The 17,205-nt window shown below is 72.2% G+C and carries 16 protein-coding genes; 7 read left to right on the plus strand and 9 right to left on the minus strand.

Going from position 1 to position 17,205, the window contains the following annotated elements; translation table 11 throughout:
* Positions 1-9: 9 nt before the first annotated feature.
* The 3 genes from ABT106_RS02330 to ABT106_RS02340 all read left to right on the plus strand — a co-directional run bounded on the left by ABT106_RS02330 (position 10) and on the right by ABT106_RS02340 (position 4,490).
* On the plus strand, positions 10-2,337 hold the full coding sequence (locus tag ABT106_RS02330) for a serine/threonine-protein kinase (protein ID WP_351271046.1): 2,328 nt from the start codon (positions 10-12) through the stop codon (positions 2,335-2,337).
* Positions 2,338-2,537: 200 nt separating this feature from the next.
* Positions 2,538-3,557 carry a C40 family peptidase gene (locus ABT106_RS02335; protein ID WP_351271242.1) on the plus strand — a complete coding sequence of 340 codons (1,020 nt, stop codon included), beginning with the start codon at positions 2,538-2,540 and terminating at the stop codon, positions 3,555-3,557.
* A 192-nt stretch (positions 3,558-3,749) separates the two neighbouring features.
* Positions 3,750-4,490, plus strand: coding sequence for a phosphatase PAP2 family protein (locus tag ABT106_RS02340; RefSeq protein ID WP_351271049.1), 741 nt, complete (start codon positions 3,750-3,752; stop codon positions 4,488-4,490).
* A 223-nt stretch (positions 4,491-4,713) separates the two neighbouring features.
* On the opposite strand, the gene ABT106_RS02345 is transcribed toward ABT106_RS02340, so the two are convergent.
* Positions 4,714-4,947, minus strand: coding sequence for a hypothetical protein (locus tag ABT106_RS02345; RefSeq protein WP_351271052.1), 234 nt, complete (start codon positions 4,945-4,947; stop codon positions 4,714-4,716).
* Positions 4,948-5,029: 82 nt separating this feature from the next.
* The gene (locus ABT106_RS02350; RefSeq protein ID WP_351271054.1) at positions 5,030-5,239 is read right to left on the minus strand and encodes a hypothetical protein; all 210 of its coding nucleotides are present in this window, start codon (positions 5,237-5,239) and stop codon (positions 5,030-5,032) included.
* 177 nt (positions 5,240-5,416) lie between these two features.
* On the opposite strand from ABT106_RS02350, the gene ABT106_RS02355 reads away from it, so the two are divergent.
* Both ABT106_RS02355 and ABT106_RS02360 read left to right on the plus strand, forming a co-directional pair.
* Positions 5,417-6,253, plus strand: a complete 837-nt coding sequence (locus tag ABT106_RS02355) for an SCO4651 family lipoprotein (protein WP_351271057.1) — start codon at positions 5,417-5,419, stop codon at positions 6,251-6,253.
* A gap of 301 nt (positions 6,254-6,554) precedes the next feature.
* Positions 6,555-6,707, plus strand: a complete 153-nt coding sequence (locus ABT106_RS02360; RefSeq protein WP_351271060.1) for a hypothetical protein — start codon at positions 6,555-6,557, stop codon at positions 6,705-6,707.
* Positions 6,708-6,937: 230 nt separating this feature from the next.
* Here ABT106_RS02360 and ABT106_RS02365 read toward each other — a convergent pair whose 3' ends face one another.
* Positions 6,938-7,315 (minus strand): metal-sensitive transcriptional regulator, encoded by a 378-nt coding sequence (locus tag ABT106_RS02365; RefSeq protein ID WP_267724383.1) that lies wholly within the window; start codon positions 7,313-7,315, stop codon positions 6,938-6,940.
* Between the two features lie 195 nt (positions 7,316-7,510).
* On the opposite strand from ABT106_RS02365, the gene ABT106_RS02370 reads away from it, so the two are divergent.
* Both ABT106_RS02370 and ABT106_RS02375 read left to right on the plus strand, forming a co-directional pair.
* Positions 7,511-8,131: a DUF47 domain-containing protein gene (locus tag ABT106_RS02370; protein WP_267724386.1), complete on the plus strand. Its 621-nt coding sequence runs from the start codon at positions 7,511-7,513 to the stop codon at positions 8,129-8,131.
* 5 nt (positions 8,132-8,136) lie between these two features.
* Positions 8,137-9,138, plus strand: coding sequence for an inorganic phosphate transporter (locus ABT106_RS02375; RefSeq protein WP_351271064.1), 1,002 nt, complete (start codon positions 8,137-8,139; stop codon positions 9,136-9,138).
* A 166-nt stretch (positions 9,139-9,304) separates the two neighbouring features.
* On the opposite strand, the gene pstB is transcribed toward ABT106_RS02375, so the two are convergent.
* The 6 genes from pstB to ABT106_RS02405 form a co-directional block, all read right to left on the minus strand.
* Positions 9,305-10,081 (minus strand): phosphate ABC transporter ATP-binding protein PstB, encoded by a 777-nt coding sequence (gene pstB / locus ABT106_RS02380; protein WP_267724389.1) that lies wholly within the window; start codon positions 10,079-10,081, stop codon positions 9,305-9,307.
* A 30-nt stretch (positions 10,082-10,111) separates the two neighbouring features.
* Positions 10,112-11,194, minus strand: a complete 1,083-nt coding sequence (pstA, locus tag ABT106_RS02385; RefSeq protein WP_351271067.1) for a phosphate ABC transporter permease PstA — start codon at positions 11,192-11,194, stop codon at positions 10,112-10,114.
* Positions 11,194-12,183, minus strand: coding sequence for a phosphate ABC transporter permease subunit PstC (gene pstC, locus ABT106_RS02390; RefSeq protein WP_351271069.1), 990 nt, complete (start codon positions 12,181-12,183; stop codon positions 11,194-11,196). The genes pstA and pstC overlap by 1 nt, the downstream gene beginning before the upstream one ends.
* Before the next feature lie 129 nt (positions 12,184-12,312).
* Positions 12,313-13,452 (minus strand): phosphate ABC transporter substrate-binding protein PstS, encoded by a 1,140-nt coding sequence (pstS, locus tag ABT106_RS02395; protein WP_351271072.1) that lies wholly within the window; start codon positions 13,450-13,452, stop codon positions 12,313-12,315.
* Positions 13,453-13,699: 247 nt separating this feature from the next.
* On the minus strand, positions 13,700-14,668 hold the full coding sequence (locus ABT106_RS02400) for a CHAD domain-containing protein (RefSeq protein ID WP_502979166.1): 969 nt from the start codon (positions 14,666-14,668) through the stop codon (positions 13,700-13,702).
* Positions 14,649-16,916: an RNA degradosome polyphosphate kinase gene (locus ABT106_RS02405; protein WP_351271078.1), complete on the minus strand. Its 2,268-nt coding sequence runs from the start codon at positions 16,914-16,916 to the stop codon at positions 14,649-14,651. Before ABT106_RS02405 ends, ABT106_RS02400 begins: the two co-directional genes overlap by 20 nt.
* Positions 16,917-17,205 lie beyond the last annotated feature (289 nt).

Below are 17,205 nucleotides of genomic sequence, written 5' to 3' on the forward strand. Positions count from 1 at the left end.
CTCGGGCAGATGGAGCCGCTGACGGAGGCCGATCCCGGGCGGATCGGGGCGTACGTGCTGGTGGCCCGGCTGGGGGCCGGGGGGATGGGGCAGGTGTACCTCGGGCGGTCGCCCGGGGGCCGGCTCGTCGCGGTCAAGGTGGTGCGTGGGGAGGTCGTCGGGCATCCGGAGGCGCTGGCCAGGTTCCGGCGCGAGGTGGAGACCGTACGGGCCGTGCGGTCGGCGTACACCGCGAGCCTGATCGACGCCTCGCTGGAGGAGGCGCCGTACTGGCTGGCCACCGAGTACGTGGCCGGGCCGACGCTGGCCGAGGCGGTGCGCGGGCGGGGGCCGCTCGGCGCCGGGACCTGCCGGGGGGTGGCGGCGGCGCTGGCGGAGGGGCTGGCGAGCGTGCACGCGTACGGGGTGACGCACCGGGACCTCAAGCCGCAGAACGTCATCCTGGGCGCGCAGGGGCCGCAGCTGATCGACTTCGGGATCGCGCGGGGCATCGGGTCGACGGCGCTGACGCAGGCCGGGCAGGCGCCGGGGACGCCGGGGTACACGGCGCCGGAGGTGCTGCTGGGGGCGGTGGCCGGGGCCGCGGCGGACGTCTTCGCGCTGGGCGCGACGCTGGCGTACGCGGCGACGGGACGGCCGCCGTACGGGGCCGGGGCGGCGGCCGGCATCGGCTACCGGACGGTGCACGAGCCGGTGGACTTGGCGGGGGTGGAGCCGGGGCTGGCGGCGCTGATCGAGTCCTGCGTGGCGAAGGACCCCGCGGCGCGGCCGGGGCCGGCGGAGGTGATCCGGCGCTGCGGGGTGCGGGGCGCGCTGGTGGAGGACCCCGGCTACGGGGCGGCCGCGCCGGCGGGCGACCCGGCCGGCGGCGGGGCGACGAGGGCCTGGGCGGGGCCGCTGGTGCCGATGGTGCCGATGGTGCCGATGGTGCCGCTGGGGCTGTCGGGGCTCCCGGTGCCGTCGGTGCCGTCGGTGCCGTCGGTGCTCCCGGGCGGCGGGACGACCGTGCCGGTGGGGACCGGGCGCGGCGGGTCCGGGCGCGGGGAGGACGGTGGGCCGGGGGCTTCGCCCGGCGCGGCGACCAGAGCCTGGCCGGAGGACGCGCCGCCGCCCGGGGCCGCGGCGGAGGCTGGGCCGCGGGAGCCCGGCGCCCGGCGCGAACCGGCCGCCGGGACATCGGCCGAGGCGTCGGCGTACGGGGAACTGCCGCGGGAGGGCGAAGCACCGGCCGGGCCGCCGGAACCGGAGCGTGGAGCGCCCGCCGGGGCGCGGAAGCGTGAGCGGGAGGCTGGCGGGGCGCCGGAGCCGGAGTGTGAGGCGGACGGTGGTGGGGCCTCGGAGCGGGAGCACGGGACCGCCGCCGGGGCGCCGGAGCCGGAGTGTGAGGCGGACGGTGGTGGGGCCTCGGAAGGGGAGCGCGGGACGGATGCCGGGGTGCCGGGGCCGGAACGCGGGACCGCCGGCGGGACGGCTGCCGGGGGTGAGGGCCGTTCAGGGGTGTTCGGGGCCGGGGGAGTGGAGACGTACGGGGGGCGGGACGCCGCATCGCCGCGGGCCGGGGCGGCCCCCGCGCGGTGGGCGCGGCGGGCGGTTGCGGCGGTGCTGCTCGCCGGGGTGGGGGCCGGAGGGGTCTGGGCCGTGGGGCGGGCGGACGAGTGGGCGCACGGCGCCCGGGCGTCCGAGACCGGCGCCCCGGGGGCCGGTGCGCCCGGGGCCGGAGCGCTCGGCACCGCCCCGCCCGGCACAGGCCCGACCGGGACGGCCCCGACCGGAGCGAGTGCGAGTGCTCCCGCCGGGACCGGTGCCCCGTCCGGCAAGGGCACGGGCAAGGGCGGCGGGCGGAAGGCCGTCGACTACCGCTGGAAGCTGTCCACCGATCCCCTCATGGCGGAGTACGGCGCGGGGGACTGCGCACGGCCCGCGGAGGGGACTCCCCCCGGGGGCGGGATCGAGACGCAGACCGTGAGCTCCCATAGGGGTGGTGTGCCCAGCACCACGGCGACGGTGCGGATGCGGCCCAAGCCCGCGGGCGGCGGGGCGGGCGCGGCCGGCGGGGCCGAGCGGCCGCGGCCGTATCCGGTCAGGGTCGCCGTGCGGCCGCCGGGTGCCCAACCGCCCGCAGACGGAGGCCCGGCGGGGTTCCTGAGCGCTCCCGTGGACCTGTACAGCGGCTGGGACTCCGGTGACTACGTGGAGTTGACTTACCCGGACGACTTCCCGGGAGCGGTTCCGCTCGCCGCGGACCGGGGGGACTGGACGGTGGTCTTCTATCGCGTCGAGGATGGGGCGGGGACGTACGAGGGCATCTCCTGCTCGGGATTCAACGTGGCCCGGTGACTGCCGGGAAGCCGGAGCCGGACGAGCCGGACGAGCCGGGCGCGCCGCGCGCGCCGGGTGAGGGGGGTGTGCCGGGTGAGGACGGTGGGCGGGTGTGGGGGAGGCGTGGTTCCAAGTGGGCTAGTCCGATAGGCGACACGGTCAAATCACGTCGGAAAGCGGCATCGATGGGGGAGGGTTGACGGGTGCGCAGATTCTGGATGGCGAGTGGGATCGGGCTGGGGCTCTGTCTGAGCTTCGTCGTGCTGCTCGTCGTGGGGACGTATTCGGCCGCGGCCGGCCTCGCGGGTTCCGGCGCGGGCGGCCGTGCGGTGGGGCTCGTCAAGGGGGCCGTGCCCGGCAAGTACCAGGCGCTGGTGGAGAAGTGGGGCAACCTCTGCCCGGCCATCAACCCGGCCCTGCTCGCCGCGCAGCTCTACTCCGAGAGCGGCTGGAACCCGAGCGCCGTGAGCCCGGCGGACGCGCGCGGCATCGCGCAGTTCATCCCGGGCACCTGGGCGGGCCACGGCATCGACGGCGACGGGGACGGGGACCGCGACATCTGGGACCCGAGCGACGCGATCCCGTCGGCGGCCTCGTACGACTGTGAACTCGCCAAGGACGTGGCGAGCGTGCCGGGTGACGCGACGTCCAACATGCTGGCCGCCTACAACGCGGGCGCGTACGCGGTCATCAAGTACGGCGGGGTGCCGCCGTACCGCGAGACGCAGGGCTACGTGAAGACGATCACGACCCTCGCCAAGAGCTTCGCCCGCCCCGTCGGGCGGGTCGCACCTTCCCAACAGGCCGCCGGCGCGATCTACTTCGCGCAGAAGCAGCTCGGTACGCCGTACCTGTGGGGCGGCAACGGGACGCCCGACCAGGACGGCCGATTCGACTGTTCGGGGCTGACGAAGGCCGCGTACGAGACGGTGGGGATCGAGCTGCCGCGCGTGGCGAACGACCAGTACAACGCCGGTCCGCACCCCTCACGGGCCGAACTGCTCCCCGGTGATCTGGTGTTCTTCTCCGATGATCTGACGAACTCCCGGGAGATCCGGCACGTCGGGCTCTACGTGGGCGGCGGCTACATGATCAACGCCCCGTTCACCGGGGCGGTGATCCGGTTCGACAAGATCGACACCCCCGACTACTTCGGTGCGACGCGCGTGACGAAGGACGGGGCGCAGGCCCTTCCGGAGCGCGCCGCGTCGAGCGCGGCCCCCGGCAACTCTCCGTGAAGTCCAGGCCCTGAGCTGCGACGATGAGTCACTCTTCGATAACGTTGGGGTGATCATTCGGTGGAGAGTGGAACGTAGTCGTCAGAACGGGCGTTCCATGGGCACGGGGGCTGATCAACCGGGGGGCGAACGGGTGCGCACAGGGGCGCGCCCACAGGGGAATCCACCGCAACAGCAAGGGGCCGCATCGCCATGGCTGGACTCACGACCGGTGGGCCGAATGTGGATGTCAGCCTGCTGTATGAGATCAACTCCCTGGCCCGGCAGGCCCCGGGCTGGTGCGACCGGGCCGTGAGCCTGACCGGCGAGTACGGGATCCCGCTGGCCCTGGTGCTCCTGGTCCTGTGGTGCTGGCGCGGCGCGCGGCGCGCGGACGAGGCCACGGCGGCCGAGTCGTTCGCGGCGCTCGTGTGGGCCCCGCTGGCCGCCGGGCTGGCGCTGCTCGTGAACGCCCCGCTGCGCGAATTCGTCGGGCGGCCGCGGCCGTTCCGGCAGCACGAGGGGCTCCAGGTCCTCGACCCCGGTCCCGGGACGGGGCTGACGACGGGGCTGGCCAGGACGGACTTCTCCTTCGTCAGCGACCACGCCACCCTCGCCATGGCCCTGGGCGTCGGGCTGTTCGTGGCCAACCGGAGGATCGGGCTCGTCGGGATCGGGCTCGCCCTCGTGGAGGGCTTCTGCCGCGTGTACACCGGCGTCCACTACCCGACCGACGTCATCGGCGGGTTCGCGCTCGGCACCGCCGTCGTCCTGGTGCTCGCGCCGCCGGCCTTGGCGCTGCTGACCCCGGTGGTCGGGGCGCTGAACCGGTCCGCGCGCGCCGGGTGGCTCGTACGGTCCAAGGTGCGGGCCGTGCCCCTCGCGGTGGACCTGACGCAGGCGCCGACCCCGCCCGCGGGGCAGCGCACGCACGAGAGCGACCTCGCGGCCTGAGGGGCGCGTACCGCCCGGGCGGTACGCGGTCTGCGGCATGCGGTACGAGGCATGCGGTACGAGGCATGCGGTACGAGGCATGCGGTACGGGTCATGCGGTACGTGGTCGTACGGGGTCAGGCGTGGGCGAACGTGTCCCACGCGATCAGCAGCCCGGCCGCCAGCAGGCACAGCGCGGCCGCGCCGAAGCACACGCGCACGGCCGTGGGCCGCGGCCGGGGCGTCACGGGTCGCCGTCCTCTGAGCCCGCCCCGGAGGCGTCCTCGTCGCGGCGGTAGCGGGAGCGCAGCCACAGCCCGGTGGCGGCCGCCGCGGCGGTGGTGAGCCCGATCGCCAGGGCCACGTCGCCGGGGCCGTCCGCCGAGCCCACGGGCCGCGCCCAGGCCGTGGCGGCGGGCGCGGAGGCGATGAGCAGGGCCCAGAGAAGGGCCGCGAGGCGGGCTGCGGGACCTGGCATGAGTCAAGGGCATACGGTCCGGCCCGCACCGGCCAGCCGGGCCGTCCGAACGGGCGACACGCCGGGGTGGGGCCGCCCCGGCCTACGGCGTCGTGTGGCGGGTGGCGTCCTTGCGGGCCAGGTCGCGGGAGCGGCGGGCCGGCCCGGTCCAGCCGCAGGTGCAGACGGCCAGGCAGAACGATCCGCGTTCGGTGGTGGAGGCGGTGTGGCCGGCGGCCGGATCCGGCGACCGGGGGTGCTGCGGGAACCCGGCGGCCGCCGGGGGCGCCGACTGGGCCCGGGGGAGGGGCACGGAGGCAAGCGGAGGGACCGGGGTCGCTTCGGTGTGCGGTTCCACGTCTCCACGGTACCCGCGGCGGGCACGGGCCGGGGACGCGAGCGGGCCGTGACGGGAAACCCCGGACCTCGTTAACCGGAGCGGGTGGGGGCCTCGGGCAAAAAGCGGTCATGCGTTGGGGGTTGGCAGGCGATGGTGGTGCACCAGCACAGGCGGCGGCGCGGTCGCGCGGGTGAGACGCTGCTCGCCGCCGGCGTCTCGCTGGCGGTCGTGGCGATGGGCGGGTGCGGGGGTCCCGCACGCGGCAGCGACGACGGCCCGCCCCCGGACCCGGAGGCCGTGGTCCGCGGCGCCGCCGACGCGCTGACGAGGGCGGGCAGCGCCCGGGCCCGTACGGCCATGGAGATGGCCACGGGCGGCACCCGGGTCACGATCCGCGGCGAGGGCGGGGTCGACTTCAAGAACCGGATGGGCCAGCTGCTGGTGATGCTCCCGGCCGACGTCAAGGGCAAGGCGGAGCACCGGCCGATCACCGAGCTGCTGGTGCCGGGCGCCCTCTACATGAAGAACCGGGGCGCGGGCGTGCCCGCCGACAAGTGGGTACGGGTCGACACGACCACTCTCGCCGACGGGAACCTGGTCACCGGCGGGGCCACCGATCCGCTGGTGGCGGCGGAGCTGCTGCGGGGCGCGCGGGAGGTCACGTACGTCGGGGAGACCGAGGTGGCGGGCACCAGGGTGCGGCACTACCGGGGGACCACGGACATCGCGCGGGCGGCGCGGAGCGCGTCGGAAGGCGTGCGGGGGGCGCTGGAGGCGGCGGCGAAAGGGTTCAGCAAGGACGCGGTGCCGTTCGACGCGTATCTGGACGCGGAGGGGCGCTTGCGGAAGGTTCGCCACCGGTTCACGTATGTCAACAATGGCGTGATCGATGTCTCCTCGACAACGCTCCTGTACGGGTTCGGGACGCCGGTGACCGTCGTATTGCCCCCGAGCGGGGACATTTACGCCGGGAAGATCGCCGAGTAGCCGGGCGGGTGGGAACCCGGCGGCGCGATCGGGCCATGCCGGATATCCGGAAATGGTCCATCCGTGTCATGCGGGGGGAGGCGGGGCCTCCCTAGGCTGAGGGGGCGGCCGCCGGCGGGGTCGGTCGGGGAGCGGCGGGGACCGACGGGCGGTGCGGGTGCGGCTGTGGGTGCGTCTGTGGGTGTGTGGGTGTCTGCGTGTGCGTGAGACGGGGTGAGCGGTGAGACCCGGGCGACGAGCGGCGAGAGAGACCGATGACCGATGACCGATGTCCGTATGACGGAAGATCGAGGTGACGTGCGTGACTCCCGCGGGCTGTAAGACGGTGCAGGACCACGTGGCGCTCGCCGAGATCGAGCTGTGCGGCGAGCTGATCATCGCGGCGTCGGCCGCTGCCGAGGACCGGCTGAGTCAGGACCGCATCGACGAGGTACTGATGGGGGTCGGGCTCTAGCCGGTCGGGCCGGGACCCGTTTCCCGTTCTCCCCGCGGCGCCGGGCAGCGCCGTCGCGCGGGCGGCCCCGGGCTGCGCCCGGGCCTTCCGGGGCTCCGCCCCGGACCCCGCGCCGCAATCGCCGGCGAGGCTGGATGTGTGCCGGGACGCCCGGTGCCTGTCTGGGGCCGGCGGAGCCGGATGTGTGCCCGGCTGCCTTGGGAGCCTCGGATTCGGGCGGCGTTCGGTGGTCAGGTGCGGAGGAGGCGGGCGATGGCCTTGGTGGCCTCTTCGACCTTGGCGTCGATCTCCGCGCCGCCCTTGACCGCCGCGTCGGCGACGCAGTGGCGCAGGTGCTCCTCCAGCAGCTGGAGCGCGAAGGACTGCAGGGCCTTCGTGCTCGCGGAGACCTGGGTGAGTATGTCGATGCAGTAGACGTCCTCGTCGACGAGGCGCTGGAGGCCGCGGATCTGGCCCTCGATCCGGCGCAGGCGCTTGAGGTGCTCGTCCTTCTGGTGGTGGTAGCCGTGGACGGCCCCGCCGTCGTGGGGCGTGGCGGCGGGAGCGGCGGTCGCGGATCCGGTGGTGCCGGATTCGGCTCCCGGGCCCGCCGTCTCGATGGTCGTCATGGGTCCTCCCGTGGTCCTGACCTGAGGGACGCATACCCCTCGTGGGTATAAGGTACCGGCCCTCCGTCGTGGAAACAGGGGCCCGTGGTCCTCACTCTGCCTGATGGAGGACACTGGGGAACGGCCGGTTAGCCGTGGCCGGGGGATGCGCCTAGCATCAGCCTGACCGAATCCAATGCACCCCGAGGACCTCACGTGCGATTTCGTCTGACCCCCAGGGAGACGAGCTTCTACGACATGTTCGCCGCATCCGCGGACAACATCGTCACGGGCTCGAAGCTCCTGATGGAACTGCTCGGAGCGGACTCTTCCGCCCGGGTCGAGATCGCGGAGCGGATGCGGGCTGCGGAGCACGCGGGGGACGATGCCACCCACGCGATCTTCCACCAGCTGAACTCCTCCTTCATCACGCCGTTCGACCGCGAGGACATCTACAACCTCGCCTCGTGCCTCGACGACATCATGGACTTCATGGAGGAGGCCGTCGACCTGGTCGTCCTCTACAACGTGGAGGAACTGCCCAAGGGCGTCGAGCAGCAGATCGAGGTACTGGCGCGCGCGGCGGAGCTCACCGCCGAGGCCATGCCGCACCTGCGGACGATGGACAACCTGACCGAGTACTGGATCGAGGTCAACCGCCTTGAGAACCAGGCCGACCAGATCCACCGCAAGCTGCTCGCCCAGCTCTTCAATGGCAAGTACGACGCCATGGAGGTACTGAAGCTCAAGCAGATCGTCGACGTGCTCGAAGAGGCGGCCGACGCGTTCGAGCACGTTGCGAACACGGTGGAGACCATCGCGGTCAAGGAGTCCTGAACCTCGTGGACACCTTCGCCCTGATCGTGACCATCGGTGTCGCGCTCGGTTTCACGTACACCAACGGTTTCCACGACTCCGCGAACGCGATCGCCACGTCGGTTTCCACCCGGGCCCTGACGCCGCGGGCCGCGCTCGCGATGGCCGCCGTGATGAACCTCGCCGGTGCCTTCATGGGCAGCGGGGTCGCCAAGACGGTCAGCGAGGGCCTGATCGAGACGCCCCACGGGAACCGGGGCATGTGGATCCTGTTCGCGGCGCTGGTCGGCGCGATCGTGTGGAACCTGATCACCTGGTACTTCGGCCTTCCCTCGTCCTCCTCGCACGCGCTGTTCGGCGGCATGGTCGGTGCGGCCCTCGCGGGCGGCACCGAGGTCATCTGGTCCGGTGTGGTCGACAAGGTCGTCATCCCGATGTTCGTCTCACCGGTGGTCGGCCTGATCGTCGGCTACCTGGTGATGGTGGCCATCCTGTGGATGTTCCGCCGCTCCAACCCGCACAAGGCCAAGCGGGGCTTCCGCATCGCGCAGACCGTCTCCGCGGCCGGCATGGCGCTGGGCCACGGCCTGCAGGACGCGCAGAAGACCATGGGCATCGTGATGATGGCCCTGGTCATCGCCGACGTGCAGGGGGCCGGCGACGCGATCCCGATCTGGGTCAAGATCGCGTGTGCCGTGATGCTGTCGCTGGGTACGTACGCCGGTGGCTGGCGCATCATGCGCACCCTCGGCCGCAAGATCATCGAGCTGGACCCGCCGCAGGGCTTCGCGGCGGAGACCACCGGTGCGTCGATCATGTTCGGCTCGGCGTTCCTCTTCCACGCGCCGATCTCCACCACCCACGTGATCACCTCGGCGATCATGGGTGTCGGCGCGACCAAGCGGATCAACGCGGTCCGCTGGGGCGTCGCGAAGAACATCATCCTGGGCTGGTTCATCACCATGCCGGCGGCGGCCCTGGTCGCCGCGGTCAGCTTCTGGATCGTGAACCTGGCCTTCGTCTCCTAGGACGTCCGCGAGGACGCCCGGCCGGAGTGCCCGCAGGTCGCCCGCCGCAGTGCCCGATCCACGAAAGTGGGCCGGCTCCCCCCACCCAGGGGGAGCCGGCCCTTTTCCTTTCGCCTCGCGGTGGCACCGCCATGCAGCACCGCAGGACGTTCACGCCCAACCCGGTCTAGCCGAAGCGGCCCGAGATGTAGTCCTCGGTCGCCTGGACGGACGGGTTGGAGAAGATGCGGTCGGTGTCGTCGAGCTCGATGAGCTTCCCGGGCTGGCCGACCGCCGAGAGGTTGAAGAACGCGGTGCGGTCCGAGACCCGGGCCGCCTGCTGCATGTTGTGCGTCACGATGACGATCGTGAAGCGCTCCTTGAGCTCGCCGATCAGGTCCTCGATGGCGAGGGTGGAGATCGGGTCGAGGGCCGAGCAGGGCTCGTCCATCAGCAGGACCTGGGGCTCGACCGCGATGGCACGGGCGATACACAGGCGCTGCTGCTGACCGCCGGAGAGGCCGGAGCCCGGCTTGTTCAGCCGGTCCTTGACCTCGTTCCAGAGGTTGGCGCCCTTGAGGGACTTCTCGACGATGTCGGCCAGCTCTGCCTTCTTGAAGCTGCCGTTCAGGCGCAGACCCGCCGCCACGTTGTCGAAGATCGACATGGTGGGGAACGGGTTCGGGCGCTGGAAGACCATGCCGACCGTGCGGCGGACGGCGACCGGGTCGACGCCGGCGCCGTACAGGTTCTCGTCGTCCAGGAGGACCTTGCCCTCCACGCGGCCGCCGGGGGTGACCTCGTGCATGCGGTTGAGGGTGCGCAGGAAGGTGGACTTGCCGCAGCCGGAGGGGCCGATGAAGGCGGTCACGGAGCGGGGTTCCACGGTCATCGAGATGTCGTCGATGGCCTTGTGGGTGCCGTAGAAGGCGGACAGTCCGCTGACGTCGATTCGCTTGGCCATGAGGGGTCACTTCGCTTTCGGAGAGTCGCGTCAGCGACCGGTCTTGGGGGCCTTCCAGCGGGCGATGCCGCGAGCCACCAGATTGAGGATCATGACGAAGGCGATCAGGACGAGCGCCGCGGCCCATGCCCGGTCGTAGGAGGCTTCACTGCCGACCTTGTACTGCTCCCAGATGTACAGCGGGAGCGAGGACTGAGCGCCTTCGAAGGGGTTGTTGTTGATCAGCTGGGTGCCGAAGACCAGCAGCATGATCGGCGCGGTCTCGCCGGCGATGCGGGCGACGGCCAGCATCACACCGGTGGCGATGCCGCCGATGGCCGTGGGCAGCACGACCTTGAGGATCATGCGCCACTTCGGTACGCCGAGGGCGAGGGCCGCCTCGCGCAGCTCGTTCGGGACGAGCTTGAGCATCTCCTCGGTGGAGCGGACCACGACCGGCATCATCAGGATCGACAGGGCCATCGCGCCGGCGAAGCCGGAGGGGCCGAAGCCGAGCATCAGGTTCCAGGTCGTCAGGATGAACAGGCCCGCGACGATCGAGGGGATGCCCGTCATGACGTCGACGAAGAAGGTGACGGACTTGGCCAGTGCGCCCCGGCCGTACTCGACCAGGTAGACGGCGGTCAGCAGGCCGATCGGCGCGGCGATCAGCGTCGCGAGGGCGACCTGTTCCAGGGTGCCGAGGAGGGCGTGGTAGACGCCGCCGCCCTCTTCGAAGCTGGTCACGCCGTTCATGGAGTGGCCGAGGAAGTCTCCGTCGAGCACCTTGATGCCGCGGCTGATGGTGGTCCACATCAGGGAGAGCAGCGGGATGACGGCGAGGACGAAGCAGACCCACACGAGGGAGGTCGCGACGCGGTCCTTGGCCTGGCGGCGGTTCTCGACGACCGCGCTGGCGGTGTAGGTGATCGCGACGAACAGCAGGGCGGCGATCAGTCCCCACTGGATCTTGCTGTGGAGGCCGAAGACGAGGCCGATGCCGCAGCCGAGGGCGACCGAGACGACGGCGATGCCGGCCGGGGCCCAGCGGGGCAGGCCGCCCCGGGTGAGGCCGGCGGGGGCGGGGGACTTCGGGGCCCGGACGGGCCGCTGGTCCTGGAGTGCGTGGCTCATCAGGCGTTCGCCCCCGAGAATTCCTTGCGACGGGCGATGATCAGGCGCGCCGCGCCGTTGACCAGCAGGGTGAGCAGGAAGAGGACCAGACCGGAGGCGATCAGCGCGTCGCGGCCGAACTCGTTGGCCTCGTCGAACTTCGCGGCGATGTTCTGCGCGAAGGTGCCGCCGCCCGGGTTCAGGACGTGGAACGAGATCAGGAAGCTCGGGGAGAGGACGGTCGCCACGGCCATGGTCTCGCCGAGCGCGCGGCCGAGGCCGAGCATGGAGGCGGAGATGACGCCGGAGCGGCCGAAGGGCAGCACCGACATCCGGATGACCTCCCAGCGGGTCGCGCCGAGGGCCAGAGCGGCTTCCTCGTTCATGCGCGGGACCTGGAGGAAGACCTCGCGGCTGACGCTGGTCACGATCGGCAGGATCATGATCGCGAGGAGGATGCCGACGGTGAAGAGCGAGCGGGCCACGCCGATCTGGGTCTTCTCGAAGACGTACGTCCAGCCCAGGTACTCGTCGAGCCAGAGGTTCAGGCCCCCCAGCTGCGGGACGAGGAAGAGGGCGCCCCAGATGCCGTAGACGATCGACGGCACGGCGGCCAGCAGGTCGACGACGTAGGCGAGGGGGGCGGCCAGCTTGCGGGGCGCGTAGTGCGAGATGAACAGGGCGATGCCGACGGCGATCGGAACCGCGATGACCATCGCGATGATCGAGCTGACGACGGTGCCGAAGAGCAGGACGGCGATGCCGAAGACGGGCGGGTTGGCCGACGCGTTCCAGTCGAAGGTGGTGAGGAAGTTGCCCTCGTTCTTCGACAGGGCGATGACCGCGCGGTAGGTGAGGAAGGCGGCGATCGACGCCATGATCACCAGGAGCAGGATGCCGGAGCCCTTGGAGAGCCCGGCGAAGATCTTGTCACCGGCGCGGCCGGTGGACCTCTCGCTCCTGGAGACAGGCGGAGCCGTGTCTGTCTGGGTGGGTGTGGTGGAAGCCATGGTCTTTCCGGTCTGTGGGAGGGCGAGCCCCCTGGCGGCGGTGCACCGGATTCCCCCGGGTGGAGGGGAAGGTCCCGGGGCCGGCCCGCTGTCCCGGACGGGGGGAGCGGACCGGCCTCGGGGTCTTGATCAGGCGAGCGAGGCGATGATTTCGCGGACCTTGGCGTTGATCTCGGCGGGGATCGGCGCGTAGCCGTTCTCGGTGAGGACCTTCTGGCCCGCGTCCGAGGCGGTGTAGTTCAGGAAGGACTTCACCGTGGACAGGGTCTCGGGCTTGTTGCCCTTGTCGCAGACGACCTCGTACGTGACCAGGACGATCGGGTACGCGCCCTCGGCCTTGGTGGCGTAGTCGAGCTTCAGGGCCAGGTCGGAGCCGGTGCCGGAGATCTTGGCGGCGGCGATGGCCTTGGAGGCGTTCTCGCCGGTGGCCTTGACCGGGGCGGAGGCGCCGGTGTTCACGTCGACCGTCTTGATGCTCTGCGAGCTGGCGTAGGAGAGCTCGAAGTAGCCGATCGCGCCGTCGACGGACTTGACCTGCGAGGCGACGCCGGAGGAGTTCGACGCTGCCTGGCCACCGGGGGCCGGCCACTTCTTCGAAGCCTCGTAGGTCCAGGCGTCGGGGGCGGCGGCCTTGAGGTACTTGCCGAGGTTCTCGGTGGTGCCCGAGTCCTCGGAGCGGTGGAAGGCCTGGATGGCGGTGGCGGGAAGCGTGACGCCGGGGTTCAGCTTCTTGATCGCCTCGTCGTCCCACTTCTTGATCTTGTCGTTGAAGATGTTGGCGAGCGTCGGGGCGTCGAGGGTCAGCTTGTCGACGCCGGCGACGTTGAAGCCGATCGCGATCGGGCCGCCGACCATCGGCAGGTCGATGCCCTGGCCACCGGTGCAGATCTTCTTGGACTCCTCGACCTGCTCCGGCTTCAGCGCCGAGTCGGAGCCGGCGAAACCGACGGTGCCCTGGTTGAAGGCGACGATGCCCTCACCGGAGGAGGAGGACTTGTAGTTCACCTCGACGCCGGTGCAGGCGGCCATGTAGTTCTTCACCCACAGGTCGACCGCGTTCTTCTGCGCGGACGAGCCCGAGGCCAGGAGCTTGCCCTTGGCGCCGTCGCACTTGATGTCACCCGCGGCGGCGGCCGACGGCTTGCCGGTGGCGGAGCCGTTGTCCTTGGTGTTGTCGTCCGAGCCGCACGCCGTGAGGACCAGGGCGCCGGACACGACGAGCGCCCCGAGGGCGGAGGCACGAAGCCGGTTCTTGCGCTGAAGCTTCACTTTCGGGTGTTCCTTCCAGAAGCCGCCGGCCGCTTTCTGTGTCGGGGCGGCGTGCGAAGAGGACTGCTACGTCGATGTGCCCGGCTGGACCGCCTGACCTGCTGGCGTTCTCACCGTGCACCACCGAAATTAGGCCGTACAGGTGAAGCGGCCGACCGGTGCGAGTGAACGGACGGTGAACCGTGGCGGACGACCCGGTGCGTTCGGGTTCGGCCACACCCGGACGTAAGCATCCGTTATTCATCTGTTACCTGGGGCGCGGCGTGATCGCCGGCTCCGGCAGCCAGACGTGCCGGAAGGCGGTGCGGGCGGCCTCCGCCGCGTGCCGCTGGTCGGCGTGCAGCACCCCCAGGGCGTACGCCGTGGCCGGGGCGATGCGCGGGGTACGGGCCGCCGTGGCCGAGGCGGCGGCGGCCTCGGCGGCGTCGCGGTGGCGGTCCAGGGCCTCGCCCGCGGCCGCCGCCCGGGCCACGTCCTCGCCCAGCGCCTCGCGGGCGTACCGGTGGATGCGGAGCAGGCGGCGCACCTCGTGCCAGAGCCCGTCGTGGTCCGCGTCGTACGGGTGCCCGCCGTCGGCCGGGGGCAGCGCCGCGACCGCGGCCGACAGGCGGGTTTCGGCCACCGCCGCGAGCGGGAGCAGGACCTCGTCCACCCGCCCCCGGGCCGCGACGGGGTCCAGCGGGACGTCCGAGGCCAGCACCGCCACCGCGTCCGCGACCGCGTGGAAGCGGGCGGAGCCGAGCGCCTGGAGGGTCGCCGAGTGGGCGCGCGTACGGGCGAGCGTCAGCTGACGCTCCAGGAGCGCGCCGGCGCGCGCGGAACCGACCGTGAGCGCTCCCGCCGACGAGGCACCGCGCGGGGCCGGGACCTCCGGGGAGCCCGACAGCCGGTGCAGGGCGTCCATCAGCCGGGCCAGCCGGGCGGCGTACGCGTGCTCGTGCGCCAGGGTCGACGACAGCCACACCAGCTCGGTGCGCAGCCCGTCCGCCCAGGCGGACTCGGTCACCACCCGGAAGGTGGCCAGGGAGCCGCTGATGCGGCGCGCGGCGCCCCGAAGGCCGCGCGCCGCCTCGAAGCGGCCGGTGGAGTCGGCGCCGCTCGCCGGGCTCTCGTCGTGCAGGCGCAGTCCGCGTAGGAAGGCGGTGGCCTGGGAGCGCAGGAACGCGGCGAGCACGTCACCCGCGCCCGCCATCGGGTCATGGTTTGGCTGAGCCACGCCGGCGCCTCCGGGCGTCAATGAGCATCTCCTGTACGTGCCGCAGCGGCTGGCCCTCGGAGTCCGTGCTGTGCCGGGTCCACTCGCCGTCCGGGCCCAGGTGCCAGGAGGAGGTGGCGTCGGACATGCCGGTCTCCAGCATCCGGTCCAGTGCCGCGCGGTGGGCCGGGTCGGCGACCCTGACCAGTGCCTCGATGCGGCGGTCGAGGTTGCGGTGCATCATGTCGGCGCTGCCGATCCACACCTCGGGCTCGCCGCCGTTGCCGAAGGCGAAGACCCGGGAGTGTTCCAGGAAGCGGCCGAGGATCGAGCGGACCCGGATGTTCTCCGAGAGCCCCGGGACCCCGGGCCGCACCGCGCAGATGCCGCGGACCCAGATGTCGACGGGGACGCCCGCCCGGGCGGCCCGGTAGAGCGAGTCGATGAGGGCCTCGTCGACGATCGAGTTCATCTTCAGGCGCACGTACGCGGGGCGGCCGGCCCGGTGGTGGGCGGCCTCCTTGTCGATCCGCGCGATCAGCCCGTCGCGCAGCGAGCGCGGGGCGACCATCAGCCGGCGGTAGGTCTCGCGGCGCGAGTAGCCGGACAGCCGGTTGAAGAGGTCGGAGAGGTCCGCGCCGACCTGCGGGTCGGCGGTGAGCAGGCCGAGGTCCTCGTAGAGCCGGGCGGTCTTGGGGTGGTAGTTGCCGGTGCCGACGTGGGAGTAGCGGCGCAGCTGGTCGCCCTCCTGGCGGACGACGAGCGACAGCTTGCAGTGCGTCTTGAGGCCGACGAGCCCGTACACGACGTGGCAGCCGGACTCCTCCAGCTTGCGCGCCCACTTGATGTTGGCCCGCTCGTCGAAGCGGGCCTTGATCTCGACGAGTACGAGGACCTGCTTGCCGGCCTCGGCGGCGTCGATCAGGGCGTCCACGATCGGGGAGTCGCCCGACGTGCGGTACAGCGTCTGCTTGATCGCGAGCACGTCCGGGTCGGCGGCGGCCTGCTCCAGGAAAGCCTGTACCGAGGTGGAGAACGAGTCGTACGGGTGGTGCAGCAGCACGTCCCGCTCGCGCAGCGCCGCGAAGATGTCGGGGGCGGACGCGGACTCGACCTCGGCGAGGTCCCGGTGGGTGCCGGCGATGAACTTCGGGTACTTCAGCTCCGGCCGGTCCAGCGAGGCGATCCCGAAGAGGGCGGTCAGGTCGAGGGGGCCGGGCAGCGGGTAGACCTCGGAGGAGTTGACGTTCAGCTCCTGCACGAGGAGGTCCAGTACGCCCGGGTCGATGGACTCCTCGACCTCCAGGCGGACGGGCGGCCCGAAGCGGCGCCGCATGAGCTCCTTCTCCAGGGCCTGGAGGAGGTTCTCGGCGTCGTCCTCCTCGACCTCCAGGTCCTCGTTGCGGGTCACGCGGAACATGTGGTGCGCGAGCACCTCCATGCCGGGGAACAGCTCCTCCAGGTGCGCGGCGATGACGTCCTCCAGTGGGACGTAGCGCTGCGGGGACGCCTCCAGGAAGCGGGAGAGGAGCGGGGGGACCTTGACCCGGGCGAAGTGGCGGTGGCCGCTGACGGGGTTGCGCACGACGACGGCCAGGTTCAGGGACAGGCCGGAGATGTACGGGAACGGGTGCGCGGGGTCCACGGCCAGCGGGGTCAGCACCGGGAAGATCTGGTTCCGGAACAGCGTGAAGAGGCGGGCCTGCTCCTTCTCGGTGAGGTCGGGCCAGCGGATGAGGTGGACGCCCTCCTCGGCCAGGGCCGGGGAGATGTCCTGCTGGAAGCAGGCGGCGTGGCGGGCCATGAGCTCGCGCGAGCGCGTCCAGATCAGGTCCAGCACCTCGCGGGGCTGCAGGCCGGAGGCCGAACGGGTGGCGACGCCGGTCGCGATACGCCGTTTGAGGCCGGCGACGCGGACCATGAAGAACTCGTCGAGGTTGCTCGCGAAGATCGCCAGGAAGTTCGCGCGCTCCAGGAGGGGCGTCGCCGGATCCTCGGCCAGCTCCAGCACCCGTTCGTTGAAGGCCAGCCAGCTGCGCTCGCGGTCGAGGAAGCGGCCCGGTGGTAGCTCGCCGCCGTCCTTGTCGTCGTAGGCGTCCAGGTCCGCGTCGAGATCGGGTTCGAGATCGACGTTCGGGCGGTGCGCGGAGATGGAACCTATCCGCGCGTGGGCGCCCGTGACGGACGCGGGGGGCGCGGGGGGAGCGGGCGTGTGAGACGGGTGCTGGGCGGGGACCTCGGTGGGGCCCGCGCTGGGCTGGTGGCTCATGACTCCATTCTTCCGCCCGCGCGGCAGGACGGGCGCGTCGGACGTGTCGGCCGTCAGTCGGAGTCGGGGCTGCATGCCGGGAGGGTCGCAAGCGCGTCTTAATGCCCGGTGAATGGCGTGTGGCTTCCCGGGTCCGGCTGGCGCACGAGTCGCTTCCGCGGGGGTGGGCGGGGGCCCGTGCGGGTCCCGTGCCGGGTGCCGTGCGGGTCCCGTGCCGGGTGCCGTGCGGGGCGGCGGGGGCTTCCCGGGTGCGGGGGGTCCCGTGCGGGGCCGTTGCCGGGGCTCCGCC

Origin of the sequence: Streptomyces sp. NPDC002044, from assembly GCF_040296725.1 — a bacterium.
GTDB classification, from domain to species: Bacteria; Actinomycetota; Actinomycetes; order Streptomycetales; family Streptomycetaceae; genus Streptomyces; species Streptomyces antarcticus.

What these genes read in the sequence shown, in the direction of transcription:
- ABT106_RS02335 (WP_351271242.1), top strand. Translation starts at nt 2,538, where the DNA reads ATGGCGAGTGGGATCGGGCTGGGGCTCTGTCTGAGCTTCGTCGTGCTG.
- ABT106_RS02365 (WP_267724383.1), bottom strand. Translation starts at nt 7,315, where the DNA reads ATGACGACCATCGAGACGGCGGGCCCGGGAGCCGAATCCGGCACCACC.
- ABT106_RS02355 (WP_351271057.1), top strand. Translation starts at nt 5,417, where the DNA reads ATGGTGGTGCACCAGCACAGGCGGCGGCGCGGTCGCGCGGGTGAGACG.
- ABT106_RS02340 (WP_351271049.1), top strand. Translation starts at nt 3,750, where the DNA reads ATGGCTGGACTCACGACCGGTGGGCCGAATGTGGATGTCAGCCTGCTG.
- pstA (WP_351271067.1), bottom strand. Translation starts at nt 11,194, where the DNA reads ATGAGCCACGCACTCCAGGACCAGCGGCCCGTCCGGGCCCCGAAGTCC.
- pstB (WP_267724389.1), bottom strand. Translation starts at nt 10,081, where the DNA reads ATGGCCAAGCGAATCGACGTCAGCGGACTGTCCGCCTTCTACGGCACC.
- ABT106_RS02405 (WP_351271078.1), bottom strand. Translation starts at nt 16,916, where the DNA reads ATGAGCCACCAGCCCAGCGCGGGCCCCACCGAGGTCCCCGCCCAGCAC.
- ABT106_RS02330 (WP_351271046.1), top strand. Translation starts at nt 10, where the DNA reads ATGGAGCCGCTGACGGAGGCCGATCCCGGGCGGATCGGGGCGTACGTG.
- pstC (WP_351271069.1), bottom strand. Translation starts at nt 12,183, where the DNA reads ATGGCTTCCACCACACCCACCCAGACAGACACGGCTCCGCCTGTCTCC.
- ABT106_RS02345 (WP_351271052.1), bottom strand. Translation starts at nt 4,947, where the DNA reads ATGCCAGGTCCCGCAGCCCGCCTCGCGGCCCTTCTCTGGGCCCTGCTC.